Below are 18,488 nucleotides of genomic sequence, written 5' to 3'. Positions count from 1 at the left end.
CAGCACGGGCGTGGGGTTGGAGTTCGAAAAACTCACTTCGGAGGCCGCCGTCGAGATCGGCGTCATCATCGGGCGGTACTACACGCAGCCGGGCAGCCCGTCCTAACCTAGAAACTCCACCTTCGCCTCGTGCGGGATGATGCCCGCGCGGTGACCCATGTCCAGCAGGCGGCGCACGGCTTCCCGGCCTTCCTCGCCGTAATCCAGCGTGCGCTCGTTCACGTACATGCCCACGAACTTGTTGGCCGAATCCGGGTCCAGTTCGCGGGCGAACTGCATGGCGTATTCCAGCGCCTGCTCACGATGGTCGAGCGCGTACTGAATGCTGCCCTTGATGGCCGCCGAGACTATACGGATGGTCTCCACGCCCAGCGAGCGCCGGATGGCGTTGCCGCCCAGCGGCAGCGGCAAGCCGGTGGTCTCGAGCCACCATTTTCCCAGGTCCACGATGCGATGCAGCCCGGCCTTGGCGTAAGTGAGCTGCCCTTCGTGGATGATCAGCCCCGCCTGGTAGCGTCCTTCCATTACCTGCGGAATGATCTGGTCAAAAGGAACCACCGCCGTGTGAGCTTCGGGCAGGAACAGCTTCAGCGCCAGATACGCCGTGGTCAGCGTGCCGGGAATAGCGATGGTGTGCCCCGCCAACTCCTCCTGGGTCAGCGAACGTGGCGACACCACCATCGGCCCGTAGCCATCGCCCACGCTCCCGCCCGTGGGCAGCAGGGCGTACTTCTCCTGCACGTAAGGATAGGCATGGAACGAAATGGCGGTGACGTCGTAGAAGCCTTCCAGCGCCTTGCGGTTCAGCGTCTCGATGTCGCAGAGCGTGTGTTGGAATCTCAACCCGGGAGTCTCGAGCTTGTTGGTGGCCAGCGCGTAGAACATGAAGGCGTCGTCGGAGTCCGGGCTGTGGGCCACGGTGATCTCGCGTACTCCGGCGGGCTTGGCCCGGCTGGTTCTTGAGGCGTGCGAGGTCATGCGGGGACGGAACTAGGCCTTGCTGCCACTACGAAAACGCTGCCAGCGGTCGGCCGCGCCCGCCGCCAGCATGATCTTGATGACTTCCGCGAATACGAAGGGCAGCGCGCCGAACTGCGCCGCCAGCCGGGCTGAGCCGGTCAGCAGGAACAGCCACGCCACACCGCCGGCGAACAGGACGACCTCCGCCGCGATGCCCGCACCCAACAGCCGGGTGAAACCGCGTTCCCGCCCCATGCCCGCGACGTACGCGACCGCCGGATAGGCCAGCAGGTAGCCGCCCGTCGGGCCGAGAATCTGTGCAACTCCGCCCGCTCCCGCCGGATTGAACACCGGCAGGCCCAGGGCTCCCTCCGCCAGGTAGAGCGCCAGCGCCGCTGCGCCGCGCCGGCTGCCCAGCGTCATGCCGACCGCCAGCACGCCGAAGTTCTGCAAGGTGAGCGGCACCGGAGTGAAAGGCAGCGGCAGCGTGACCCGCGCGCACAAGGCCACAAACAGGGAAGCGCTCACAACGACCAGCGTCTGGTACAGGAATTCAGTGGAGCGGCTGGCGGGAAGGGCAGGGAAGATTGCGACTTGGCCGCGTTTTCGGTCGCGCATCCTGGTCAAACCTCAGGGCTGAAACCCCAGCCTATGTCCGCGTGACTTCCTGTTCGGCCTGGATCTCCGCTAACGCCCGGCGCAGTGTCTCGTCGGAAGCCTTCAATTCCCGGCGCACCCGCGCCCAGGCCAGCACGGCCGACCCCAACAGGGCCACCAGCGAAAGCACCAATACGGCGTAGAGGAAGGTCATGAACACGGAGTTCTAGGATACCAGAGGAATCGAATATCGGGTCATCCGGTCACCTCCCATCGGGACATTGCCGGAGGTGGTCATCTGGTCATGTAGTCATCTGCCCATATGGGCTAACCGGTTTCTCGGTTGCGATGATTCCCAAATCACCAAATCACCAAATCACCAAATCACCAAATCACTCAATCCCTCTTGGCCATCTCGCTTTCAATCTCCTCCACTGTCCTCGGCAGTCCCTCGGTCAGGCGTACCAGCTTGCCGTCCGGGTCCACGTAGTACATGTCCTCGATGCGCACGCCCAGCTTTTCTTCCGGGATGTAGATGCCGGGCTCCACGGTAAAGACCATGCCCTTGGGGATGGGACCGCTGGCGTACCCGGGGTCGTGCACGTTGAGCCCTACCGAGTGCCCCAGGCCGTGGATAAAGTACTGGCCCAGCGGCTGGCCGTGCTTGTCCTTGCCGTTGGAGTTGATGTAGTCGTAGGCGATTTTCTGGAACGAGTGCTCGCCGCCGGCACGTGCGAGCGTGGATTTGCCCTGCTCGAAGGCCTTCTCCACCGCCCGCTGCGCGCCCAGCACGATCTCGTAGATCTCGCGCTGGCGGGCGGTGAACTTCCCGTTCGCCGGCAGGGTGCGCGTGATATCGGTGGCGTACATGGAGTACTCGCCGCCCACGTCCATCACCACCAGGTCGCCATCGGCGAGGGTGGCCGAGTTCTGCGAGTAGTGCAGCACCGTCCCGTTGAAGCCCGACCCGACGATGGGCGCGTACGCTGGCCGCTCGCAGCCGCGCTTCAGGAATTCGTACTGCATCAGGGCCGAGATCTGCTGCTCGGTCATCCCCGGCTTCATGTTGGGCAGCACGGCGCGGTGGGCCGCCTTGCTGGCCTCGGTAGCCTTGCGGATCAGCTCGATCTCGCCTGCGTCTTTCACCAGCCGCAACCCGTGTACCAGCGGTTTGACGTCGGCAAAGCTCACGTAATTCGGAAAGGCGTTCGCGCGCCACAGCCACTCGATGCCGCTGGTGGAAGGCGAGCGCGCGCCGGCCTCACGGACGTCCGTGTAAATCGTGACGCGAGGCGCGGGCAGGATGCGGGCCAGCTCCTCGCGCATCTTGTCCAACGATTCCACGCGATCGAAGCCGGTGATTTCGGCGGCCTTGGCATTGTCCGGGCCGAGCTTCGGCCCGGTCCAGCGCTCCTGCGTCATGTTGCGTGCGGGCAGGAAAAGGATTTCCGTATAGGGACGCGCCGGCGTATCGCCCTTGGCCTCCACCGCGGGTGAGATCACCAGCGCCGCATCCGGCGCAGATAACCCGCTCAGGTAATAGAAGTTGTCCTCCTGGCGAAAGCCATAAAGGGCGTTCGGCCCTTCGTTTTCCATGGGAGCGAAGAGCACCACCACGCCCCCGTTGGTCCTGGCGGCCAGCGCCTGCCGCCGCGCCCGATAGTCGGCGTTGGGCTGGCGCTCCATCGCCGCGGCCAGCGTGGCGGAGAGAAAAAGCAGAGCGATCAGGAACCTGCGCACAGAGAACCTCACGGTTGGTATCGGAAGAACGGCGATTCTAACATGCGCGGTACACGCGGGCAGGATCCCGCCACAGCCTGCGAGACGCCGGGTCTTATTGCAGCGCCTTGTCCAGGATCGCCGAGATGGCTTCTTCGCTCCGCTCGCCCGACTGGTCATAGAGCACCTTGCCGTTCCTGTCGTAGAGCGTGAGGTGCGGGATGTAGCCGCGGTAGTGCTTGCGCACCAGCTCCTGCTGCGCGTCGGAGCGCTTCAGGTCCAGGTCCACGATGACGAAGTGCACCCGGCCCTTGTACTTGTTGTACAGACTGACGGAGCGCCGAGCCTGGCGCTTGGAGTTGAATCAACCCTCGCCGTAGAAGATCACGTAGTTGGGCTTGCCCGCTTGCAGCCCTTCTTCCATCTTGTCGCCGGTGATGAGCGGGCCGTCCTCGCTGTCGCTGGAGTAGTCGAGCTTGGGATTGAGCTTCAGGTTCTCGGCTCCGTGGAGCAGAGCCGGTGAGGCCAGCCCCAAAAGAAAGATCAGTATGGCAAGCGGTCGTTGCATCATTCTTCCTTCCCCAGTTCCAGGTCGAAGGCTTCGCGCTCGATCTGCGCCCGCGATTCGCGATAGAGTCGCTCAGCCTCGCGCAGCGCATCGCGGAAAGCGGGCTTGTCGCCGCTGGCATGTTCCGGGAAGTAGGCGCCGCCATAGTACAGCCTGCCCGTCGGGGTGACGAACATGGTGAGCGGCAGTCCGCCCGGCAGGTTCATCCACGCCTGTGCGCGTTGCAACCTGGCGCTCAGCTTTTCCTGCGCGTCGTAATCCACCTTCACAGCCACGAAGTTGGCGTTGATGTAGGCTGCGACCTCGGGTTGGGTGTATCCGTGGCGGTCCATTAGGTCGCACCAGGCGCACCACACGGCGCCCACGTCGATGAGCAAGGGACGGTCCAGTTCGCGCGCCCGCTGAAACGCCGCGTCGCCCCACGGATACCAATCCACCGGCTGCTGTGATGCCCGTCGCAGGTACACCGACCGGGAATCCTTCAGGTGGTTATAGCGAGGCGAATCAGCCGTTTGCGCAGCCCCGGAGCCTGCTACGTAGAGAAGGGCAACAAGAAGGCCTTGGAATACACGTCTCCGCATCGCCAGCACGCTCTCTTAGATGCTCTTCCGCCAACGAGGTTACAGGCTACGGAAAACGGACAGCGGACAGCGGAAAGCGATTTCTACACGCCCACGGCGTACGGCTTGGCGCGCGCCGGCATGGGCAGCGTCCACCCGGTGAGGACGCCCTGCAGCAGTGACATCAGCCCCGTGTACCAGTAGCCGACCACGAACAGGATGAGGAAGGGCACGGTGATGAAATTCTCGTTGGCCATGGCGTAGTACACGGTCGCGAAGAAGTAGCCCCCGATGGCCAACTCCACCCAGGGCACCCACCCCAGGCGCCGGCGATATTGGGAAGTCGTGACCTTGTCCTGCCGCGTCTCGACCTTGTACTTCGGGGTCCGCTTGAACGACGACTGGATGCCCAGCAATGCTTCCAGCACCGCCTTCGCATTGGTCACCGTCAGCCCGATGCCCAGAGCCATCAGGAACGGCAGGTACAGGAACGTCCTCCCCCAGCTCCGCGGGAAGAGTTCCTTCTGCGAGACCAGGTAGAAACTGGAGATGGAGAACGTCGAAGCCAGGAACAGCGGCAGGTCGATGTACAGCATCTGGAACCAGCCCTGGTAGAAGCGAATGATCATCGCCGGCAGCAGCAGCGTCGAGAGCACGATCATCAGCGGGTAGCTGATGTTGGCCGTCAGGTGGAACCAGGCTTCCACCTTCACCTTGAACGGCAAGTCCGCCTTCATCACCTGCGGCAGGATCTTCTTCGCCGTCTGGATGAGCCCTTTGGCCCAGCGCGCCTGCTGCGTCTTGAACGCGGTCATCTCCACCGGTAGCTCCGCCGGGCACTCGACGTCCTGCAGATAGCGGAAGCGCCACCCCTTGAGCTGCGCGCGGTAGGAAAGGTCGGTATCTTCGGTGAGCGTGTCGTGCTGCCAGCCCCCGGCTTCCTCGATCGCCTGCCGCCGCCACATTCCCGCCGTGCCGTTGAAGTTGAAAAACACGCTACTGCGCGAGCGCCCGCCGTGCTCCAGCACGAAGTGGCCGTCGAGCAGGATGGCCTCCACTTCAGTCAGGAAGGAGTAGTTGCGGTTGATGTGCGTCCAGCGCCCCTGCACCATGCCCACCTGCGGGTCGGTGAAGTGGTGGATCAGCCGCAGCAGGAAGTCTTCGGGCGGCACGAAGTCCGCGTCGAAGATCGCCACGAACTCGCCCTGCGCCGCTTTCAATCCTTCCTGTAGCGCGCCCGCCTTGAAGCCCTCGCGGTTCGAGCGGTGGTGGTACGTGATGGGATAGCCGAGCGCGGCGTAGCGCTCCACCACCCCGCGCGCCACTTGGCGCGTCTCGTCGGTGGAGTCGTCGAGCACCTGGATGTCCAGCTTCTCCCGCGGATACTCCAGCCGGCAGGTGGCCTCCACCAGCCGCTCCACCACGAAGCGTTCGTTGAAGATAGGCAACTGCACGGTCACGCGCGGCAGCTCGGCGAACCGTTGCGCAGGTTCCGTCACCCGGTTCTTGCGGTTCTTGTAATAAACGTAGACCAGCGCGTAGCGATGCATACCATAGCTGGCCAGCAGGACGAGCACGATGAAATACGGCACCAGCAGCGCCAGGTCAAACGCGTTGAGCTGGTACAGGCCCTTGAAGGTCGTGTCGAAGAAGGTGCGGCGGATGTACTCTTCCAGGCCGCGCTGGCGGGCGAACGCCGCCATCCATATGAGTGCAAAACTGAACAGGGGAGGGCTCCCGTCGGATGAAAATTACGAATGCGGCGGCCCAGTCCGCCACAAGCGTTTGATTATACACGATTTGAACCTGGCTGCCCGGCTGCCCTCGGACATGGGAGTACGATGGGACGCTGGACAGCATTGCCACGGTTGTTCCCAAAGGCATCAGAACTCAAATACGCGACTCTTTGTGATTCAGGTGGAGGCAGCGATGCTTCAGATTCGCCCGATGGCCCTCATACTTGTTCTCTTCTTGCTTGCTGGCGGCGCGCTCCAGGCCCAGGACACGCAACCCGCCGTTCCACCCGCCCCGTCGCGCCCGCGCATTGGCGTGGCCTTGGCCGGAGGGAGTGCGTTGGGCCTCGCCCACATCGGCGTGCTCAAGTGGTTCGACGACCATCACATTCCCGTCGACTATGTCGCCGGCACCAGCATGGGCGGGCTGGTGGGCGGCATGTACGCCAGCGGCTACTCCCCGGATGAGATGCGTGAACTGGTGCGCGCCACCGACTGGGGCCGGGTCTTTGGTCCGCCCACTACCTACGCCGATCTCAACTTCCGCCGCAAGGAGGATCAGCGGGTATTCGCCAATGAGCTGGAGCTCGGATGGCGTAGCGGCCTTCGCTTCCCTCCGGGTTTCAACACCGGCCAGGGCGTGAGTCTGGTTCTGAGCCGCTTCGCCGCACCTTACGCGGAGATGAACACTTTCGACGATCTGCCCACTCCGTTCCGCTGCGTCGCCGTCGACCTCGTGAAGCGCGAGCAGGTGGTATTTCACCAGGGCTCGCTCTTGGATGCGTTGCGGGCCACCATGTCGTTGCCCACCGTGTTTCCCCCGGTGCGCGTGGGTGGCCGCGTGCTGGTGGACGGAGGCCTGCTGAACAATCTGCCGGTCGACGTCGCCCGCAAGATGGGCAGCGACGTGGTCATCGCCGTCGAGCTGGATACGCCGCCGCCTACCCCGGAGTCCCTGGAGTCATTGCTCAAGGTGGGCCGGGAGTCCCTGACCACCATGATCTTCGCCAACGAGCGCCGTAGCTTGGCTCAGGCGGACCTGGTGGTTTCCCCGGACCTGAACGGTCTCGACTCTTCGGATTTCGAGCGTTGGCAAGACCTGGAAGAGCGCGGATATGCCGCTGCCGAGGCCAAAGCGCGTTTCCTCAAGACCCTGGCCGTCAGCGACGCGGAATGGGAGCGCTACCTGGAAGCCCGCCGCTCCCGGCGGCGCAACATGGAAACGCCGCAGCGCATCGAGGTGCGTGGCGCCGGCGGCGAGTCCGCTGCCGTCAGAGCCGAGTTGCAGCCTTTGGTCGGCCAGCCGTTCGACCCGGAACATGTGGAACACAGCATGGATCAGCTTGCGGGCCATGGCCGCTTCTCCACCGCCACCTACCAGCAGTTCCAGCGTGACCGGCGCAACGTCCTCGAAGTCACCCTGCACGAGAAGCGTTACGGACCTCCCTTCATCAACTGGGGACTCACCATCGATGGCAGCCAGGCCGATGATCCCCGCTTCGGTTTTGGGGCACGGATCACCTGGCTGGGCCTCGGCGTGCCTTCCGCCGAATGGCGCAATGACCTCAATCTCGGCCGGGCCAGTTTCCTCTCCAGCGAATACTACTGGCGCGTCGGCGGTGGCCGCTGGTTCCTGGCCCCGCGGGCATTTGTCGGCCGCGAGAAGCAGGACGTCTGGGACCGCAGCGCGCGCATCGCGGAATACAACCTCGATCGCGTGGGCGGTGCGGCGGACCTGGGCTTTGTGCTCGGGCCCACCAGCGAGTTCCGCATCGGCTATGAACTGGCGCACGTCGATGCCTTCTCCACCATCGGAGCATCGACGTTGCCGGAGCTCCGCGGCACCCACAGCTCGGTGCGCGCGCGCTGGCTCTACGACGGCACAGACAGTCCGACCATTCCTACCTCAGGCGTTCGCGGGGAGATCAGCGCCGGCTGGGTGCTCGATTCGCCGGGCGCCACGCAGGCTTTCCCCACCTTCCAATCGCGCTGGCTCGCGGCCCGGCAGGTTGCGCCCAAGTATCTGCTCATCGGGACCGCGGCCGGTGGCTCCAACTTCGGCCGCGGCACGCCCGTGGACGCATTTGTCCTCGGCGGCCCTCTGCGTTTGAGTGCGCTGGGCCGCGACGAGCTCCGCGGCGGCAGCTTCTATAACGGAGGTCTGGCGTTGCTGCGCACCCTGAGTCGCGACCCCACCGGCCTGGCCACCCGTACCTATTTCGTGGTCGGCTATGAAATGGGAGACGCATTCGACGACGCCGCCAACGCCAACACCTTCCACGATGTCGCCCTGGGCTTGATGGGCGTCACTCGATTGGGCGTCTATTACGTCGGCGGCAGCGTGGGGGAGCAGGGCGAAAAGAAAGTGTTCTTCCGCTTCGGGCGGCTGTTCTTCTGAGTGCTTGGAGTCGGCATCGCTACGGCTCCTCCAGCGGGAAGGCGCGTAACGTCACGCTCTTGCGTTCGCTTTCCTGCACCGTTACGCTCACGCCCTTGTCTTCGTACTTCTTGAGGAACTCAGGATCGCGGTAGGTGGCGAACCTGCCGCCTTCGCTCTGCCAGGCCAGCAGCGTGTAGCGGCCCGGCCGCAAGCCGCGCAGGACGAATTGGCCGTTCTGGTCGGTCGTCTGGGTCTCGAAGTCACGCATCTCGCGGTCCTTTGTTCTGGGCGCCGCCATCACGTACACACCAGCCGCAGGTTTCTCCGCGTCGTCCAGCACCACGCCTTCAACCCGTGCTCCCGCTGGACTCAGCACGAGTTCGAGCCGTCCACCGGCCTGCCCCTGGCGCACCCAGAGCCCTTCTTCCAGAACGTCTTTACCGCCTATAGTGGCAGACTTCAGGTAGTGTTCGGCGAACCTCTGCCGCTCAGAACCCTCGCCCGAGACCCGGAGTCGGTAACGGCCATCCTCCAGATTCTCCACCGTGAACGTGCCATCGGATTTGACCGGCACCCATCCGCGAAACCCCATCCCGAAACGGACGAAGTCCTTTTCTTCCTCAGGCGGATCGGGATTCACAAAGACCTGGAGGCTGCCCGGTTTGATTTCCGCGCCGCCCTCGACTCGCAGTCGGCCCTCGAGCGGTGAGCTGCGGAATGGCGCGGAGACGATTTGCAGATCGTCGACGCCGGCATCGGTGACTTCGACGCGCTGGCGCACGAGCGTCTGCATCTTTCCCGTAGAGTGCGTGTAGGCGAGCAGCATGTACGAACCGGGCGCGACTGCATCGAGCTCGAACGTTCCGTCCTCGCGCACGCGGGCGCGCGCCGAAGCGTTCCAGAAACCTCCACCACCCCGATGTAGCACCACTTGGGTCCGCGGATCGAATGGCATGTCTTTCGGCCACGACAGATGACCCTGCACTCGCACGGCGCGCACCAGCAGCAGGGAGACATCGGCCCGCGCTTCTTCACCGGCACTCACTTCCACGCGCATGGCCTCGCTGCCCTCGGCGACCCCGGGATAGAACGTGGTCACATAGATCTGTGCCTCACCCGTTGCAGAGACCTTTTTCGAGCCTACGGCAGCGGAGCCCCATCCAGGGTGTGCGCGCACGTAGTACCGCCCCGGCTTCAGACCGTGAAGGCGATACTCGCCCAGGTCGTTGGTTTCCATGAATCCGCTTTCGCCTAGGAACATCGCGCCGCTGACGCGTCGCGCCGCTTCCACTTGTGCTCCCACCACAGGCTCTCCTTCCGCATCCAATACGCGCCCGGTGATTACACCTGCTGGGATCAGGTAGGCTACGACTTTGAGTTCCTGTCCTGCTGTCAGCGTCACGCGCAGGAAGCCACCATCAGCCCAGACGTCGCCCACGCCGAGCCGCTGCACCAGGTGACCGTCTCGCTCGACCCGCAGCCCATACCGGCCGGGCTCGACACCCTTAAGCTCGAAACGCCCTTGCGCGTCGCTGGTGGCCTGCTGGTTGCGGTCACCGTCGTCTTCCGGCCAGAGCATGACCTTGGCTCGGCGGATCGGTTCGTCGGTGCCGGCCTTGAGTACGATCCCGGTCACCGTGCACTTCTCCGGCGGCCTTGCGGCGGAAGGTTGCTGCGCGAGACTCGGCAAGGCTGCGAACAGCAGGCAGGAGGCCCAGAGTTTCATCCACACCCTCCAGCGCTCGGATTCGGGGCCCTAATTCAGGAAATACTGCCGGTACAGCGTATCCCGCTGCGCCGGGCGGAAGCCGGCGTCACGGATGATGCGGCGCAGCTCTTCTTCGCTGGTCCGGTTGCGCACTCCGGCCGCGGCCACCACGTTCTCTTCCAGCATCACGGAGCCTACGTCGTTGCCGCCGAAGCGCAGCCCGAGCTGGCAGACCTTCAATCCCTGCGTCACCCAGCTCGATTGCACGTTCTTGAAGTTCGTCAGGAACAGGCGCGCGATGGCCAGCACCTTCAGGTACTCGACCGCAGTGGCCTCATCCCAGTGGCGTCCGCCCAGCGCCGTGTTCTGCGGCTGGAACGACCACGGGATGAACGCCGTGAACCCGCCCGTCTCTTCCTGCAGGTCGTAGATGCGCTGGAAGTGGTTCACGCGGTGTTCGAAGCTTTCCCCGCAGCCGAACATCATGGTGGCCGTGGTCCGCATGCCCAGTCTGTGCGCCGTGCGGTGGACGTTGAGCCAGTCGTCGGTCAGGCACTTCAGGCGCGCGATCTTGTAGCGCACCTCGTCGTCCAGGATCTCCGCCCCGCCGCCGGGGATGGAATCCAGGCCCGCATCGCGCAGTCGCACGATGGTGTCGCGGATCGAGAGCCCGCTCAACTCCGCCAGGAAGATGACCTCCGAAGCCGAGAAGCAATGCAGATGCACGCGCGGGAATCGCTGCTTGATGCCGCTCAGCAGTTTCTCATACCACTCCAGCGGCAGCGCCGGGTTCAGGCCGCCCTGCATCAGCACGCCCGTGCCGCCCAGTTCCACCGTCTCTCGGATCTTCTCGCAGATGGTCTCGTAGTCGAGCGTGTAGCCTTCTTTCGATTTCGGTCCCTTCACCGGCCGGTAGAAGGCGCAGAACGTGCAGTACTCGGTGCACAGATTCGTGTAGTTGATGTTGCGGTCGATGACGTAGGTGACCACCCCCTCCGGGTGCAGCCTGCGGCGGACGGCGTCGGCTTCCATGCCGATGCCGACCAGGTCGTCGGAGCGAAAGAGGTCGAGCGCTTCTGCCTTGGTCAGGGACATGCTTCGAGGTTATTCTAGCCGCTGCTGGCGGCGCGTACCAAGGCTGGCTCCGCGGGGTGGACTTTTCACTCCTTCCACGCGTAATCTCCGTTTCGAAATCCCTGTTCGATCATGGTTCTCCACTGGCTCAAGCGTCTTCGGCCCGAATTCCGCGATCTCGAGGAGATCTACACCGGCGTCTATGAAGGCCGCCAGTTCGACGCCGTCTATGCCAACATGTTGGTGCTTTCCTGCCTGATTGCGCTGCTCGGACTGCTGGTCAATAGCCCCGCCGTCATCATCGGCGCCATGCTCATTTCGCCCCTGATGGGCCCTATTCTTTCCTGCGGATTGGCGCTGACCCTGGCCGAGTGGGACCTGGGGCGTAAAGCGGTTCGCAACCTCGGTTTTTCGGTTCTCGAGGCAATAATCATCGCTGCCGTGGCCACACTGCTTTCCCCACTCAAAGAAGCCACGCCGGAGATTCTTGCCCGCAGCAATCCCAACCTCATGGACCTGCTCATCGCCTTCTTTTCCGGCGTGGCCGGTGTGCTGGCGCTCACTTCGCGCCGGATGGGACTGACTATCATCCCCGGTGTCGCCATCGCTACCGCCGTCATGCCGCCGCTGGCGACAGTCGGCTACGGCGTGGCAACCGGGCAATGGGGGATCGCGGGCGGCAGCTTCCTTCTCTTCTTTACCAACCTCACCGCCATCGTCATCAGCGCCGACCTCATCTTCCTCTGGGTCGGCTTTCGGCCGCGCCACAAGATGCTCAAGCACGAGCACAAGCTGCTGGTCCGTTACCGTATCGTCGCGGCCACCGTGATCCTGCTCCTGATCTCTATCCCGCTTGTCCGCACTCTCTTCCAGGCGGCCTCGCAGGCGCGCACGCGCGAGGCCATCACGGCTACGCTGCGTTCGCTGGAGAAGCCGGGCAAGTCCCGCCTCAGCGGCGTCGAGTTCCACGTGGGTGACGATTCTGTCGCCGTTGCGGCCGTCCTGCACACCACCGAATACGTTGAGCTCGCTCAGGTACGCCAGGTGGAAGCGGCGCTCGCTGCCAGGTTGGGACGCCACGTCCGGTTGCGGCTGGAGCAGATCCGGGTGGAAGAGGACCCCGCCGGCGAGTCCCGTCGCCTGCGTGACTTCCTGGCTTCCGCTATGGTCCGTCCTACCACCGCTCCCGAATTGGCCCGCACCGCGGGCACCTTGCTTTCTGACGTGCAGAGCAAAGTGGAGGCGGCATTGCAGCCCCTGCTTGCGCCCCTGGGCCTCACCGGCGGAACCGTCCAGATGGTAGGCCGGCAGGCCGACGACTCCATCGTCGTCGAAGTGACTGCTTCGGCTCCACAGCCCGGCGACCCGCGTGCGTGGGCGGTCGCCGCTACCTCCGTGGCTAACGAACTCCGCGCCCGCGTCAACCTGCGCGTTCGCGTTCGCATCGTGCCGCCCGACGGTCAGCCTGCGGACATCATCTCCTTTGCGGCACGCTCCGCCCTGCCGCAGAGCGCCTCCCTGGTCCCCGCACGCCAGTGGTTGGAGCCGCTTCGCGACCGCAGCGACCTTGTTGTGAGGTTGGTCGCCTCTCCGGCTACGGAGCAGTCCCTTACCGCCCGCCGAATCGCGGCTCTGCGCCGGCGCCTAGCCATCCAGCTATCTGACGAGCCGGGCTCGGAAGAGGCCCTCGCTGCGGATACCTTGCGCATCGAAGTCGTGCAGGAGATCAGTGTGACGGGTTCCACGGGCGCTGCTCCCGCTGCTTCTCCCGCGCCGGCCACCCCGGCGCCGCAGCCCTGACGCACTAGCCGGGTGCCCCACCCTGGTCGCTCCCGACCTTGGAGCGACAGGGTGGGAAATTTTGCTATAGTTCCCCTTCCCCATGGAACTCCTGGTTTCTCCCTTCGACATTGCCAAGGACAAGATCCTGGCCGTACAGGAGTATTCGCTGCTGGCGGGACGCTCGCTCACCAACCTCTTCCGCCATCCGCGCTACATGGCCGACATGCTCATGCAGGCCGATCTCATCGGCGTCGGTTCGCTTTCCATTGTGGTGCTCACGGGATTCTTCACCGGCGCCGTGCTGGCGCTGCAGACCTCGAAAACCCTGCAGCAGTTCGGCTCGCTTTCCCTTACCGGCCAGGTAGTCTCGCTCTCTATGGTCCGCGAACTGGGTCCGGTGCTCACCGGCCTGATGGTAGCCGGGCGCAACGCCAGCGGTATGGCCAGCGAACTGGGCTCCATGATGGTGACTGAACAGATCGACGCCATGCGCGCCCTGGGCACCGATCCCACCAAGAAGCTGGTCACCCCGCGCGTCGTGGCCAGCGTCATCATGCTTTTCTTCCTCACCGTGATCTCGGATCTGGTCGGTTTGGGCGGTGGCTTCATGGTCTCGTCGCTCGTCCTGCGCCTCGACGCCCAGCAGTACTGGACCAGCGCCTACCAGACGCTGGAGCCCGAGGATCTGTTTATGGGACTGGTGAAGCCGCTGTTCTTTGGCTTCATCATCGCCACCGTGGGCTGCTACTACGGGCTCACCGCGCGCGGCGGCACTCAGGGCGTAGGCCGCGCTACCACCCAGGCGGTGGTGGCCGCTTCCGTACTTATCCTCACCGTGAACTTTTTTGTCACTCGCTTCCTCATCACCTGGATGGAAAAGTAGCCCATGCCTTCCACCTTGGTTCGCGAGACGCCCCTGCCGCCGCCGGGTGAAACCGTCCACAAGGTCATCGTCTTCGAAGACGTCGTCCTCGCGTTCGAGGACAACCCGGTGCTGGATGGCGTCTCCTTCGAGGTAGCCCGCGGCGAGACCAAAGTCCTGTTCGGCGTTGCCGGCTCCGGCAAGACCACCATCCTCAAGCTGGTGCTTGGGTTGGTGCGGCCCGACCGCGGCCGCATCTGGGTGCTCGGTCATGAAGTCACCGCCATGAGCGAGGACGACCTCTTCGACCTGCGCCGCAAGATCGGCATGGTCTTCCAGGAAAGCGCTCTGTTTGATTCCCTGACCGTGGAAGAGAACGTCGCCTATCGATTGCGGGAAGAAGGAGACCTGTCAGAAGAGGAGATTCATCAGCGCGTGGAAGAGGCGCTGCGCTTCGTCGAATTGGGCCACACCCTGGCCATGTTCCCCTCCGAGCTTTCCGGAGGCATGCGGCGGCGGGTCGCTATTGCCCGCGCCATCGTGCACCGCCCCGAGATCCTGCTCTACGATTCGCCCACGGCCGGGCTCGATCCCATCACCTCCACCACCATCATCGAGCTCATCGTGAAGCAGCGCGACATCTACGAGAGCAGCGCCCTCATGGTCACCCACCGTCTGCCCGACGGTTTCACCCTGGCCTCCCACTACTTCGACTCGGAGGCCAACCAGATGAAGCCGGTCGCCGGCACCGGCCGCCGCGAGACCCGCACCACCTTCCTCATCTTGCGCGACGGCAAGAAGATCTTCGACGGTACCGCGCGCGAGATCGTCGCCTCGCGCGACGAGTACATCCGCGAGTACCTGTCCTAGACTTGTGGGGAGGAACGGGCTTGGGCCCCGCGCTACCGGAGTCGAACGCGGGGCCTCAGCTCGGTGTTTCCGGCAATCCGGTGGTTCTTAGTCCGCGGCCGCTTCCCTCGATGCCTTCTGCTGCGCTTCCTTCCAGGCTGCGATTCTCTTTTCGATGTTGGCGACTCGCTCGCGGCACTCCTTGTCTTGCTGTACGACCTTCTCGATCTTGCTCATGAACTCCGGATCGAACTTGGCCCGGATTTCCTTCAGCAGCGGTTTGAACTTGGCGAAAACAAACAGCCCTTCACCGCACGTGTCGTGGAAGGTTGCCGGGTGGAACGTCCCGCGCAGCACCAGCGAGGCTGCGATCTGCCAGTAGGAAAGCGCTTGGCGCAGGTATGCGTTCTCCTGCGTGCCCATCGCGGTCGCCACCTTCAGGAACTCGTCGGCAGTCGTGGGGTTGAAGTCAAAGTTGACGAAGTTGCGCGCCTTGCGCATCTCGGTCTCGCGGCGCAGATCGTAAAGCTTCAGCCCCAGCCGGGCGTCGGCGGCAGTTGGCTTCTTGGCCATGGAAGAACCTCCTTGGGATGGCTGACGAACACGAAAGTGTAGCAGGTCCGAGGGCGGCGCGCGCGCCTAGGCCACCACGCTGGGCTCGGGTGCCGGACGGGAATACGTGCAGGTCGCGGCCGTCTCTTCCACGGCAGCCTTGCCCCGCCGCTTCCGCGCCGGTTCTTCCTCGCTGCTGCGCCGGCTGTTGGGACACGCGATCACCGGCCCCGACTTCAGGTTCTTCTCCACCAGGTAGGGACTCCCGCACTGCGGACATTTTTCCGCCAGCGGCTTCCAGTTGGATGTGAAGTCGCAGTCCGGGTAGTTCGAGCAGCCGTAAAACACGTTGCCGCGCCGCCGCGCCTTCTTCTCCACGATCTCGCCTTCTCCGCACTTCGGGCACTTCACCCCGATCAAGTTCTGTTTAATGAACTTGCAGTCGGGGTAGCCGGAGCAGGAAGTGAATTCGCCGTAGCGACCGTGGCGGATCACCAAATGCCGCCCGCACTTGGGGCAGATCTCGTCGGTCAGGATATCGGGGACGCGCTTGCCCTGGTCCAGCCGACGCGTGGTCTTGCACTCGGGATATCCAGTGCAGGCCAGGAACTGGCCGAAGCGTCCGCGCTTGAGCACCATCACCCGCCCGCAATTCTCGCAGTACTCCTCGTGCGAAGTTTCCTGCATGTCGTCGGCGGAATCGAGGTCGGGCAGGTCGATGGGGTTTTCCTTGGTGAAAGTGCAGCTCGCCGGATCGTCCTTGCGATACGCGCTGCAGGCGAAGAACGACCCGTGCCGCCCCCACTTGATCACCAGCGGCGACCCGCAGCGCTCGCATTTCTCCTCGGTGGGCTTTTCCATCCGCTTGACGTTCTCCATGTGCTCGCGGGCGTAGTCCAGGTCCTTGGAGAACTTGGCGTAGAACTCCTCCAGCGCGTCGGTCCACTTCTCGCGCCCTTCCTCGATCTCGTCCAGCTCCTCTTCCAGGCGCGCCGTGTACTTCACGTCGAAGATGTCGGGGAAGTTCTTCACCAGCAGCTCCGTCACCACCATCCCGATCTCCGTGGGGATGAACTTTCCTCCCGTCTTGGTGACGTACTGGCGCTCCTGGATGGTGGAAAGGATGGTGGCGTAGGTGGACGGCCGCCCGATGCCTTGCTCTTCCAGCTCCTTCACCAGCGAAGCCTCGTTGTAGCGCGGTGGCGGCTCGGTGAAGTGCTGTTCCGCCTTCAGCTCGCGCAGAGCAAGCTTCTGCCCGGCGGCCAGCGCCGGCAGCTTGTGCTTCAGCGCCTCGTCTTCCTCGTCCTTGCCTTCTTTCGATTCCTCGTAGACCTTCAGGAAGCCGTCGAACTTCAGCACCGAACCGGTGACGCGGAACAGGTACGGCGCATCCTGCGCCGCGGCGTGAATATCCACGCTGGTCTGGTCGAACAGCGCCGCGTTCATCTGCGAAGCCACGAAGCGCTGCCAGATGAGCTTGTAGACCTTGTACTCATCCTCCTTCAGATAGCGCCGGATGCTCTCCGGATGTCGCGCCGCCGATGTCGGCCGGATGGCCTCATGCGCGTCCTGCGCCCCTTTCTTCGACTTGAAAAAGTTCGGCTTCTCCGGCATGTACGACGGCCCGAACTCCGAGCCGATCATCTGCCGCACTTCAGTGAGCGCATCGTCACTGACGCGGGTGGAATCGGTGCGCATGTAAGTGATCAGGCCCACCAGGCCTTCCTCGCCCAGTTCCACGCCTTCATATAGATGTTGCGCCAGCATCATGGTGCGCTTCACGCTGAAGCGCAGCTTGCGCGCGGCGTCCTGCTGCAACTTGCTGGTGGTGAACGGAGGAGGCGCGCTGCGCCGCCGCTCCTTGGTTTCCACTGACGCCACCGTCCACTCGGCGCCCTGCAGCAGGTCGCGCAGGCGAGCGGCTTCGTCGCCGTTGGGGATCTCGATCTTCTCTTCGCCGCGGCCGATGAAGCGCGCGTCGAAGGCGGGAGGCTTACTCGCGGCCAGGTGCGCGTCCAGCGTCCAGTACTCCTTCTTCTCGAAGGCTTTGATGTCGCGCTCGCGCTCCACGATGAGCCGCAGCGCCACCGTCTGCACGCGCCCGGCGGAGAGCCCGCGCCGCACCTTGTCCCAGAGCAGCGGCGAAACCTGGTAGCCCACTAAACGGTCGAGCACACGCCGCGCCAGTTGCGCGTCCACCAGGTGCTGATCGATCTCGCGCGGATGCGAGAACGCCTCGCGCACCGCTTTGGCGGTGATCTCATTGAACGTGACCCGATGCACGGGCACGCCCGCGGCTTTCTTCGTCTTCTTCTTGCGCCCGCCGTTGGGCGCCAGTTCTTCCGCCAGGTGCGCGGCGATGGCTTCGCCTTCGCGGTCGGGATCGGGCGCCAGGTAGATGGCGGCCGCGGTCTGCGCCAGTTTCTTCAGCTTGGCGACCACCTTTTCCTTGCCGGGAATGACCACGTAGTCCGTCTCGAAGTCGTTCGAGACGTCCACCCCGAGGGTGGTCTTGGGCAGGTCTTTGACGTGGCCGAACGAGGCTTCGACCTCATACTCCTTGCCGAGGTACTTGTTGATCGTCTTGGCCTTGGCGGGCGATTCGACGATGACGAGATTCTTGGGCAAACTGACTCCTTCGGCTCTTGACACTAACACGGACTCGGTAGAGCCGGTCAATCTTGAAGCCTTAGGCTCTTGGCTGTTGGCTTTTGGCTCTTGGCTTTACCGCCGGTTCGGAATGCAGCTTCTGCGAGAGAGCGGAGAGCATTCGGCGGACCTGTGTAAGCACTGTCTGAAGCCGCTCGTGATCGGACGAACCGAGCAGCCGGAGATCCTTCGCTACCAGAAGATGGCACTCCAGTTCGCTGGCCGATCCCATGGCGATTTGAACGAACCGCGCAAGCTCTCCATCGCTGTTGCGTCCACAGCCTTCAGCCAGATTCGCTTCAATCGAAACGCAGCAACGCCGAATCTGGCTGGTGAGTCCGTACAACTCCTCGGCAGGGAACTGGCCCGTGACCCTGTAGATGGCCAGGGTCAGTTCGTGCGCGGCCTGCCAGACTCTCAAGTCTCTGAAATTCCTCAATGCGGCTCCTCCTCAACTCGATTCAGCCAACAGCCAAGAGCCAACAGCGCGCAGCT

Annotated in this window: 17 protein-coding genes; 5 read left to right on the top strand and 12 right to left on the bottom strand. The window is 63.9% G+C overall.

Going from position 1 to position 18,488, the window contains the following annotated elements:
- Positions 1–102: 102 nt before the first annotated feature.
- From VLE48_11250 to VLE48_11215, 8 genes are all read right to left on the bottom strand, one after another.
- Positions 103–978, bottom strand: coding sequence for an MqnA/MqnD/SBP family protein (locus VLE48_11250; GenBank protein HSA93578.1), 876 nt, complete (start codon positions 976–978; stop codon positions 103–105).
- Between the two features lie 12 nt (positions 979–990).
- Positions 991–1,578: a biotin transporter BioY gene (locus tag VLE48_11245; GenBank protein ID HSA93577.1), complete on the bottom strand. Its 588-nt coding sequence runs from the start codon at positions 1,576–1,578 to the stop codon at positions 991–993.
- Positions 1,579–1,609: 31 nt separating this feature from the next.
- Positions 1,610–1,771 (bottom strand): hypothetical protein, encoded by a 162-nt coding sequence (locus VLE48_11240; GenBank protein ID HSA93576.1) that lies wholly within the window; start codon positions 1,769–1,771, stop codon positions 1,610–1,612.
- 182 nt (positions 1,772–1,953) lie between these two features.
- Positions 1,954–3,297 carry a Xaa-Pro peptidase family protein gene (locus VLE48_11235; protein ID HSA93575.1) on the bottom strand — a complete coding sequence of 448 codons (1,344 nt, stop codon included), beginning with the start codon at positions 3,295–3,297 and terminating at the stop codon, positions 1,954–1,956.
- Between the two features lie 94 nt (positions 3,298–3,391).
- A complete protein-coding gene (locus VLE48_11230) occupies positions 3,392–3,580 on the bottom strand; it encodes a hypothetical protein (protein HSA93574.1) in 189 nt (62 codons plus the stop codon).
- Between the two features lie 60 nt (positions 3,581–3,640).
- Positions 3,641–3,847 (bottom strand): hypothetical protein, encoded by a 207-nt coding sequence (locus tag VLE48_11225; protein HSA93573.1) that lies wholly within the window; start codon positions 3,845–3,847, stop codon positions 3,641–3,643.
- Positions 3,844–4,425: a DUF255 domain-containing protein gene (locus tag VLE48_11220; GenBank protein HSA93572.1), complete on the bottom strand. Its 582-nt coding sequence runs from the start codon at positions 4,423–4,425 to the stop codon at positions 3,844–3,846. The genes VLE48_11225 and VLE48_11220 overlap by 4 nt, the downstream gene beginning before the upstream one ends.
- Positions 4,426–4,508: 83 nt before the next feature.
- Positions 4,509–6,107, bottom strand: coding sequence for a cellulose synthase family protein (locus tag VLE48_11215; protein ID HSA93571.1), 1,599 nt, complete (start codon positions 6,105–6,107; stop codon positions 4,509–4,511).
- Positions 6,108–6,333: 226 nt separating this feature from the next.
- Here VLE48_11215 and VLE48_11210 point away from each other — a divergent pair, with 226 nt between their 5' ends.
- On the top strand, positions 6,334–8,535 hold the full coding sequence (locus tag VLE48_11210; GenBank protein ID HSA93570.1) for a patatin-like phospholipase family protein: 2,202 nt from the start codon (positions 6,334–6,336) through the stop codon (positions 8,533–8,535).
- Positions 8,536–8,554: 19 nt separating this feature from the next.
- On the opposite strand, the gene VLE48_11205 is transcribed toward VLE48_11210, so the two are convergent.
- Together VLE48_11205 and mqnC are read right to left on the bottom strand one after the other, a co-directional pair.
- The gene (locus tag VLE48_11205; GenBank protein ID HSA93569.1) at positions 8,555–10,243 is read right to left on the bottom strand and encodes a carboxypeptidase-like regulatory domain-containing protein; all 1,689 of its coding nucleotides are present in this window, start codon (positions 10,241–10,243) and stop codon (positions 8,555–8,557) included.
- A 30-nt stretch (positions 10,244–10,273) separates the two neighbouring features.
- Entirely contained in the window at positions 10,274–11,320 is a 1,047-nt protein-coding gene (gene mqnC, locus VLE48_11200; protein ID HSA93568.1) for a cyclic dehypoxanthinyl futalosine synthase, read from the bottom strand.
- A gap of 111 nt (positions 11,321–11,431) precedes the next feature.
- Between mqnC and VLE48_11195 the strand changes: the two genes are divergently transcribed.
- The 3 genes from VLE48_11195 to VLE48_11185 all read left to right on the top strand — a co-directional run bounded on the left by VLE48_11195 (position 11,432) and on the right by VLE48_11185 (position 14,813).
- Positions 11,432–13,099, top strand: a complete 1,668-nt coding sequence (locus VLE48_11195) for a DUF389 domain-containing protein (protein HSA93567.1) — start codon at positions 11,432–11,434, stop codon at positions 13,097–13,099.
- Between the two features lie 82 nt (positions 13,100–13,181).
- The gene (locus VLE48_11190; GenBank protein ID HSA93566.1) at positions 13,182–13,964 is read left to right on the top strand and encodes an ABC transporter permease; all 783 of its coding nucleotides are present in this window, start codon (positions 13,182–13,184) and stop codon (positions 13,962–13,964) included.
- A 3-nt stretch (positions 13,965–13,967) separates the two neighbouring features.
- Entirely contained in the window at positions 13,968–14,813 is an 846-nt protein-coding gene (locus VLE48_11185; GenBank protein ID HSA93565.1) for an ATP-binding cassette domain-containing protein, read from the top strand.
- Positions 14,814–14,900: 87 nt separating this feature from the next.
- Here VLE48_11185 and VLE48_11180 read toward each other — a convergent pair whose 3' ends face one another.
- Positions 14,901–15,365 carry a hypothetical protein gene (locus VLE48_11180; GenBank protein ID HSA93564.1) on the bottom strand — a complete coding sequence of 155 codons (465 nt, stop codon included), beginning with the start codon at positions 15,363–15,365 and terminating at the stop codon, positions 14,901–14,903.
- Between the two features lie 66 nt (positions 15,366–15,431).
- Complete coding sequence (topA, locus tag VLE48_11175) at positions 15,432–17,972, bottom strand: type I DNA topoisomerase (GenBank protein HSA93563.1); 2,541 nt, start codon at positions 17,970–17,972, stop codon at positions 15,432–15,434.
- Here topA and VLE48_11170 point away from each other — a divergent pair.
- Positions 17,965–18,488: hypothetical protein (locus VLE48_11170; protein ID HSA93562.1), on the top strand; the 524-nt coding region annotated here is incomplete at its 3' end. The genes topA and VLE48_11170 overlap by 8 nt on opposite strands.

This window comes from Terriglobales bacterium, from assembly GCA_035454605.1.
Lineage (GTDB): Bacteria > Acidobacteriota > Terriglobia > Terriglobales > Acidobacteriaceae > DATMAB01.
This window is presented reverse-complemented; position numbering and strand designations above follow the sequence as displayed.